The sequence below is a fragment of the Streptomyces sp. NPDC046215 genome (assembly GCF_040646215.1).
Lineage (GTDB): Bacteria > Actinomycetota > Actinomycetes > Streptomycetales > Streptomycetaceae > Streptomyces > Streptomyces stramineus.
This window is the reverse complement of the sequence record NZ_JBEYZW010000152.1, coordinates 1-7,204: the sequence shown is the minus strand read 5'-3', so window position 1 is coordinate 7,204 and position 7,204 is coordinate 1. Positions and strand designations below refer to the sequence as shown.

At 70.4% G+C, this 7,204-nt stretch carries 9 protein-coding genes and 1 pseudogene; 3 read left to right on the top strand and 7 right to left on the bottom strand.

Going from position 1 to position 7,204, the window contains the following annotated elements:
- Positions 1 to 105, top strand: a pseudogene (locus ABZ951_RS33130) (IS481 family transposase); the annotation flags it as partial.
- A gap of 4 nt (positions 106 to 109) precedes the next feature.
- On the opposite strand, the gene ABZ951_RS33125 reads toward ABZ951_RS33130, so the two are convergent.
- Genes ABZ951_RS33125 through ABZ951_RS33115 form a run of 3 tightly spaced genes read right to left on the bottom strand, consistent with a single transcriptional unit; the run spans position 110 to position 1,487 of the window.
- Positions 110 to 415, bottom strand: coding sequence for a hypothetical protein (locus tag ABZ951_RS33125; RefSeq protein ID WP_344097848.1), 306 nt, complete (start codon positions 413 to 415; stop codon positions 110 to 112).
- Between the two features lie 14 nt (positions 416 to 429).
- Entirely contained in the window at positions 430 to 1,176 is a 747-nt protein-coding gene (locus tag ABZ951_RS33120) for a hypothetical protein (RefSeq protein WP_344097847.1), read from the bottom strand.
- A complete protein-coding gene (locus tag ABZ951_RS33115; protein ID WP_344097846.1) occupies positions 1,173 to 1,487 on the bottom strand; it encodes a type VII secretion target in 315 nt (104 codons plus the stop codon). Before ABZ951_RS33115 ends, ABZ951_RS33120 begins: the two co-directional genes overlap by 4 nt.
- Before the next feature lie 238 nt (positions 1,488 to 1,725).
- Here ABZ951_RS33115 and ABZ951_RS33110 point away from each other — a divergent pair, with 238 nt between their 5' ends.
- Complete coding sequence (locus ABZ951_RS33110; protein ID WP_344097845.1) at positions 1,726 to 1,950, top strand: hypothetical protein; 225 nt, start codon at positions 1,726 to 1,728, stop codon at positions 1,948 to 1,950.
- A 29-nt stretch (positions 1,951 to 1,979) separates the two neighbouring features.
- On the opposite strand, the gene ABZ951_RS33105 is transcribed toward ABZ951_RS33110, so the two are convergent.
- The 4 genes from ABZ951_RS33105 to rpsA all read right to left on the bottom strand — a co-directional run bounded on the left by ABZ951_RS33105 (position 1,980) and on the right by rpsA (position 5,690).
- On the bottom strand, positions 1,980 to 2,348 hold the full coding sequence (locus tag ABZ951_RS33105) for a tetratricopeptide repeat protein (RefSeq protein ID WP_344097844.1): 369 nt from the start codon (positions 2,346 to 2,348) through the stop codon (positions 1,980 to 1,982).
- A 59-nt stretch (positions 2,349 to 2,407) separates the two neighbouring features.
- A complete protein-coding gene (coaE, locus tag ABZ951_RS33100) occupies positions 2,408 to 3,025 on the bottom strand; it encodes a dephospho-CoA kinase (RefSeq protein WP_344097843.1) in 618 nt (205 codons plus the stop codon).
- A 25-nt stretch (positions 3,026 to 3,050) separates the two neighbouring features.
- Entirely contained in the window at positions 3,051 to 3,995 is a 945-nt protein-coding gene (locus ABZ951_RS33095; protein ID WP_344097842.1) for a PAC2 family protein, read from the bottom strand.
- A 180-nt stretch (positions 3,996 to 4,175) separates the two neighbouring features.
- The gene (rpsA, locus tag ABZ951_RS33090; RefSeq protein ID WP_344097841.1) at positions 4,176 to 5,690 is read right to left on the bottom strand and encodes a 30S ribosomal protein S1; all 1,515 of its coding nucleotides are present in this window, start codon (positions 5,688 to 5,690) and stop codon (positions 4,176 to 4,178) included.
- A 520-nt stretch (positions 5,691 to 6,210) separates the two neighbouring features.
- On the opposite strand from rpsA, the gene ABZ951_RS33085 reads away from it, so the two are divergent.
- Complete coding sequence (locus ABZ951_RS33085) at positions 6,211 to 7,014, top strand: class I SAM-dependent methyltransferase (protein WP_344097839.1); 804 nt, start codon at positions 6,211 to 6,213, stop codon at positions 7,012 to 7,014.
- Positions 7,015 to 7,204 lie beyond the last annotated feature (190 nt).

Sequence of the window (7,204 nt, the reverse complement as noted above, 5' to 3'; positions counted from 1 at the left end):
TTTCCCGACTGGCTGGACTGGTACAACTACCACCGACCCCACACCGGCATCGACGGCCACCCACCAGCCAGCCGCGTCACCAACCTGTCCGAACAGCACACCTAGCCCGTCACCACTGGGTCCCTGGGAGGCGGCGGGCCTCCGCCGTGAGCCGCTCCCGGTCTGCCGCGGGGAGACGTTCCCACTCCCTCCGCGCGCCCTGGACACCGTCCGCCAGCGCGTCGGCGTACGCGCCCACCCGCATGGCCTCCCGCAGCCCCGTACGGCCGGAGAGGACCTCGCGCGCCATTTCCCGGAGCACCTCGCCCGCGCTGCCGTCCGCCATGCGCCTCAGCGCCCGGTGCACGTCCCGGGCCTGCTCCTCGTCCCGGCCGGGGGCCAGAAACTCCTCGTACCCCACTTCGCGCTCGCTCATCTCCCCCTCCCGGTTCAGACGGCCGGGTGGGCGTAGGCGGCTCGCGGCAGGGTGAAGGAGGTCAGCGACGCCGCCACCTCGGCGCCGAGACCCACCAGGTTCCCGCCCACGACATTGATGGCCAATTGCAGCGCGTTCACTCTCTTCATGATCTTGTCCCACATTTCGCACATGCGGACGATCTCGGCTGCCACCATGGCCATGGCGGCAGCCGCGCCCCATCCGCTCCAGGCAGTGGCGGCCCCCGCCACCCAGGAGAGGGCGGCCGTCGCCGCCTGGTCACCGATCAGGCCCAGCAGTTGCCCGGCGCCTTCCGCCGCCGCCAGCACCGCGTAAGTGACCGTCATGTATTCCTTGTGCAGCAGCACGAGGGAGTCCTGGAGGTCGCGCAGCTTCCCGCAGAGGGACGTGAAGTAGAGGTCGGCCGCGTCCGCCGCCTGACCGTCCCAGGACCGGCCCGCTGTGCGGTTTCCGGATTCGACGGTGGTCGCGAGGCTGCCGCAGAACTTTGCCAGGTTCGCCCACACGTCAGCAGCTCGTGCGTACGACTCCCAGTCTCCGGCGAACCATCCCCTGCATTTCTCCATCGGGTCGAAATCGAAGGCGAGCCGGAGCACCGTGGCGGCCCAGGCCGTCGGGCTGATGAGGTCACCGGCCTGGTTCAGGGGGGTGAGGGGGGAGTAGAACTCCGGCGGCGTATGAGGAGTCTTCAGGTGCCCGGTGGGCCGTTCCACCTCCTGGAAGGCCCCGCTCCCGTTCACCCGGCCGCCTTGCGGTAAGCGGCGTCCAGCTTCGCGGCCTCGGTCAGGTCCGTCGTCCGGTAGTGGGCGGCCGCCTTTTCGAGCTCGGCGGCCGAGGCGGCGAGGATCTCGTGCAGGCGCTTCATCGCCCCGACGGCCTCGTCGACCAGATCACCGTTCATATCGAAAATCCGTGCCGCCACACCCTGTTCGGCAGGGCCGATAACGCCGTGCCTTCGGGCGTAGTCCCGGGCCACGGCGGCATCCTCCGCCGCCCGGCTCAACAGTGCGGCGAAGCCTTCGAGATGCGCTGGCGAGACACGTAAGGCCATGCGATGAACTCCGCTCCTGTGACGACGAGTTACCGGCCGCCGCATGCTAACAACAGCATGAGACCGGCCCGGCACACTCCGTGGCCGCGGGTTCGCCAAGTGATAGGGGATCTTTGTGTTCGGCAGGCGCGACGAGCGGGATCCGGGTCTCCGGAGCAGACGGCCGGTTACTCTCGCCACTCCTCCGCGTGAACTGGAACGCGCCTTAACGGAGCACTCCACTCACGCGATCGAGTGGATGGCGTTCTACGGGACGGCGGCCTTCACGCTCTTCTGCGGGGCCGCGCTGTTCCGGGGGATCGTCATCAAGGGCGACGTCAGCGGCCGGCTGATCGCCACGGCCCTGGTCGCCGTGCTCGCCCACGCCGCGGCGCAGTACGGAAGGCGGCGCAGGCGCATGTTCGCTTCCTGCGCCGCCCTCTGCCTGCTCGACCACGCCTGGGTGCTGCTGCGGATGGGGTGACCGCACGCCGGCGAACGAGCGGCGGCCCCTCAGCTCCTCTCCCCGAACCGCGCCGCCGCGACGAAGTCCGGCCGGGGGTCCAGCGCCGCGGCGAGGCGGAAGTGACGCAGTGCCTCGGCGTCGCGGGAACCGCGTTCCAGGGTGCGGGCCAGGGCGAAATGGGCGAAGGCGTTGTCGGGCTCGCGTTCGAGGACGAGCTGGAATTCCAGCTCGGCGGGGCGCAGCAGGGCCGCGGCGAAGAAGGCCCGGGCGCGCAGCAGGCGGGCCGCGGTGTTCTCCGGGTGCGCGGTGATGACGGAGTCGAGCAGTGCGATGGCACCGCGCGGGTCACGGGCGGCGAGCAGCGTTTCCGCCGCACGGAAATCGATGACGTGGGTCTCGGGCGTCAGCTCGGACACTTCCGTTGCCCTTCTCCTGGTGGCTCGTTGCGGCCGTGACAACGCCGCCGGCCCGCGCCCTATTCCGCGGTGCCCGCGGGGCGCCCGGCCCGGGCCGACAGGTCCGCCCACACCTCCGTGACCCGTGGGGCCAGCGCTTCGAGTGGTCCGTCGTTGTCGATGACGAGGTCGGCCACCGCCAGCCGGTCCTCCCGGGACGCCTGGGCGGCCATCCGGGCGCGTGCCTCGTCCGGGGACATGCCGCGCACCCGGACGAGCCGGTCGAGCCGGGTCTCCTCGGAGGCGTCGATGACGACGACCAGGTCGTAGAGCGGGGCGAGCCCGTTCTCCGCGAGGAGGGGGACGTCGTGGACAACGACCGCGTCCGGGCCGGCCGCCGCTTCCAGCTCGGCGGAGCGGGCCCGCACCAGGGGGTGCACGAGGGCGTTGAGGGCGGCGAGCCGGCCGGGGTCGGCGAAGACGATCGACCCGAGCCGGGCGCGGTCCAGGCTGCCGTCGGCCGCGAGGATCTCCGGGCCGAACTCGTCGATCACCGACGCCAGACCGGGCGTGCCCGGTTCGACCACTTCCCGCGCGATCTTGTCGGAGTCCACGATCACCGCTCCGTAGGAGGCGAGGAGCCGTGACACCTCGCTCTTGCCCGCGCCGATTCCGCCCGTGAGGCCCACTCTCAGCATGGGCCCCACGGTATCGGGCGGTGTGTCAGCGGCCGCCGTCGCCCTCCCGGTCGGCGAGGAAGCGCTCGAACTCGGCGCCCAGCTCGTCGGCGGAGGGCAGTTCGACGGGCTCGGCGACGAGGTTGCCGCGCGTCTCGGAGCCGGCCACCGCGTCGTACTGGTGCTCAAGTCCCCGGACGAGGGCGACGAGTTCCTCGTCCCCTTCGGCGATCTGCCGCTCGATCTCCTCCTGCGTCCGCAGGGCCTGGGTGCGCAGGGCGTGCGCGGCGTGCGGCAGGACGAGGCCGGTCGCGGCGGTGACCGCTTCGAGGGCGGTCAGGGCGGCGTCGGGGTAGGGCGAGCGGGCGACGTAGTGCGGTACGTGGGCGGCGACGCCGAGGACGTCGTGGCCCGCTTCCGCCAGGCGGTACTCCACCAGCGACTCGGCGCTGCCGGGCACTTGGGCCTCGTCGAAGAAGCTGCGGTGACCGGGCATCAGGTCGGTGCGGTTGCCGTGCGGGGTGATGCCGACCGGGCGGGTGTGCGGGACACCCATGGGGATGCCGTGGAAGTTGACCGACAGCCGTACGCCGAGCCGTTCCACCACCTGCTCGACGGCGGCCGCGAAGCGCTCCCACTCCACGTCCGGCTCGGGGCCGGTGAGCAGGAGGAAGGGGGCGCCGGTGGCGTCCTGCACCAGCCGCAGTTCGATCTTCGGTGTCTCGTAGGCGCTCCAGCGGTCCCGCTGGAACGTCAGCAGGGGACGGCGGGCCCGGTAGTCGATGAGCCGGTCGTGGTCGAAGCGGGCGACGACCTGGTGCGGCAGTCCGTCCAGGAGCCGCTCGACGATCTGGTCGCCGGTCTCACCCGCGTCGATGTAGCCGTCGAAGTGGTAGAGCATGACCAGGCCGGCCGTGTCCTGGGCCAATGCCAGGTCGGCCACGGCGAGCCCCTTGGGCTCCCATTCGTACAAACCCTGCGGATCCAACACAGTGACCGTTCCTCCTCATGTTCCGTACGGGGGAACGCGTGGGGAGGCCCCGCCCATTCCCGTCCGGGCGGGAGGCAACACGGCCGACACACGGGCGGTGGCCCGGGCATGCGTAAGGCCCGCTCCCCAGGGGGAGCGGGCCTTACGTCAGTCAGCTGTCAGCTGCCGGTGGTCAGAGCCTCAGCTCTGGCCGCCCGCGAGCTTCTCGCGCAGCGCGGCGAGCGCCTCGTCCGACGCCAGGGCGCCGGAGTTGTCGGCCGACTCCGAGGAGTACGAACCGCCGGAGACGTTGCCGCCGCCGGTCGAGGAGGAGGCACCGGCCGGGGCGGCAGCGCCCTCGGCAGCGGCCTGCTCGTCGGCCTCGCGGGACTTGATGACCTGAGCCTGGTGCTGCTCGAAGCGCTGCTGCGCCTCGGCGTACTGGTTCTCCCAGGCCTCACGCTGGGACTCGAAGCCCTCGAGCCAGTCGTTGGTCTCGGGGTCGAAGCCCTCGGGGTAGATGTAGTTGCCCTGGTCGTCGTAGGACGCGGCCATGCCGTACAGGGTCGGGTCGAACTCGACCACGGACGGGTCGGCACCGAAGGACTCGTTGGCCTGCTTCAGCGAGAGGCTGATGCGGCGGCGCTCGAGGTCGATGTCGATGACCTTGACGAAGATCTCGTCGTTGACCTGGACGACCTGCTCCGGGATCTCCACGTGGCGCTCGGCCAGCTCGGAGATGTGGACCAGGCCCTCGATGCCCTCGTCGACGCGCACGAACGCACCGAAGGGAACGAGCTTGGTGACCTTACCCGGGACGACCTGACCGATCTGGTGGGTCCGGGCGAACTGCTGCCACGGGTCTTCCTGCGTCGCCTTGAGCGACAGGGAGACACGCTCGCGGTCCATGTCGACGTCGAGGACCTCGACGGTGACTTCCTGGCCGACCTCGACAACCTCGGACGGGTGGTCGATGTGCTTCCAGGAGAGCTCGGAGACGTGGACGAGACCGTCGACGCCGCCGAGGTCCACGAACGCACCGAAGTTGACGATCGAGGAGACGACGCCGGAGCGGACCTGGCCCTTCTGCAGGGTCGTGAGGAAGGTCTGGCGGACCTCGCTCTGGGTCTGCTCCAGCCAGGCACGGCGGGACAGGACCACGTTGTTGCGGTTCTTGTCCAGCTCGATGATCTTGGCCTCGAGCTCCTTGCCCACGTAGGGCTGGAGGTCGCGGACGCGGCGCATCTCGACCAGGGAGGCCGGGAGGAAGCCACGGAGGCCGATGTCGAGGATGAGACCACCCTTGACGACCTCGATGACGGTACCGGTGACGATCCCGTCCTCTTCCTTGATCTTCTCGATCGTGCCCCAGGCACGCTCGTACTGAGCGCGCTTCTTGGACAGGATGAGACGACCTTCCTTGTCCTCCTTCTGGAGAACCAGGGCCTCGATCTCGTCGCCGACCTTGACGACCTCGTTCGGGTCGACGTCGTGCTTGATCGAAAGCTCGCGGGAAGGGATGACGCCTTCGGTCTTGTAACCGATGTCGAGCAGGACCTCGTCCCGGTCGACCTTCACGATGACGCCGTCGACGATGTCGCCGTCGTTGAAGTACTTGATCGTCTCGTCGATCGCGGCGAGGAAGGCTTCCTCGTTACCGATGTCGTTGACCGCAACCTGCGGGGTGGTGGCGGTGGTCTCGGTGCTGCTCGTCATGTGGGTAAAGGCTCCGGTACGGACAGTGAGTCGTAGGTACTGCTACGCCGAGAACCCGTATCGCACCGCCGAAGCCGGACAGCCTTGGAGGCGCATCCGAGAACCACGGGAGGTCCAGAGACTCCCCGAAGGCTCTCGACGAAAATCGAAAGCGCCTCGACAACCGAGGGGACATACAACAAGTGCGAGCGCGACCTGCTATGTCTGAGGCGCGCAGGCCCGCAGCGCAACTTGTAGCATACGGGGGCAGCGGGGCACGGTCAATGCGCGAAGGCGCACACCCGGGACGAAACGCCCCGTATCGGGCACAACTCATGTTGTGCGAGGCCACGAGGGCCCCGTCGCACCCCGCGACCGCACGCCGACACGCCATGAGGCAAGGTCACGGGGCGGCCCGCGACAGCCCGCGAGCCCACCGGACGATCCGCCCGGAGGCCCCACCGCGGGGCTCGTCGCCCACAGCCGCAGAAGATACGACAAAATCCGATGAACCACTACTGCCCGGGGGCACGCGGTCCATATGACTGAAGAGTACGAACCGGAAGCGACCCGGCGGGCCACCGACGACACCGAGAGCAGCCGCGCGAGCCGCGGCTGGTGGGACCGCAACGCCGACGACTACCAGAGTGAGCACGGCGCGTTCCTGGGCGACGACCGCTTCGTCTGGGGGCCCGAGGGCCTCGACGAGGCCGACGCGGCGCTGCTGGGCCCGGCGGACGGGCTCAAGGGCCTCGACATCCTGGAGATCGGCGCGGGCGCGGCGCAGTGCTCGCGCTGGCTGGCCGCCCGCGGGGCGCGCCCCGTGGCCCTGGACCTCTCCCACCGGCAGTTGCAGCACGCCCGGCGCATCGGCGACGACGTGCCGCTGGTGGAGGCCGACGCCGGGGCGCTGCCCTTCGCGGACGGCTCCTTCGACCTGGCGTGCTCGGCCTACGGGGCGATCCCCTTCGTCGCCGATCCGGTGCGGGTGCTGCGCGAGGTACACCGGGTGCTGCGGCCGGGAGGGCGGTGGGTCTTCTCCGTCACCCACCCGATCCGCTGGGCCTTCCCCGACGAGCCGGGCCCGGAGGGGCTCTCGGTGGCCGCGTCCTATTTCGACCGCACCCCTTACGTCGAGCAGGACGACGCCGGGCGCGCCGTGTACGTGGAGCACCACCGCACGCTCGGCGACCGGGTGCGCGACGTGGTCGCGGGCGGCTTCCGGCTGGTGGACCTGGTGGAGCCGGAGTGGCCGGAGTGGAACACCCAGGAGTGGGGCGGCTGGTCCCCGCTGCGGGGCCACCTGATCCCGGGCACGGCGATCTTCGTCTGTGAGCGGGGGTAAGCGGCGGGTCTTCGGCTGCGGGCCTTGCGTCTGCGGCGGGGCCGTTGTTCTGCCGCCTGCGGCGGCGAGCGCCCTGCGGGCGCGTCCTCAAGCTCCCCCAGCTACCGCTGGGGGTGCCCCCAGGAGGTGCCCCCGGACGGGCTGGTAGTGGGTGTGGGACGCCACAACCACCACCACCCGCGCCGGAGGT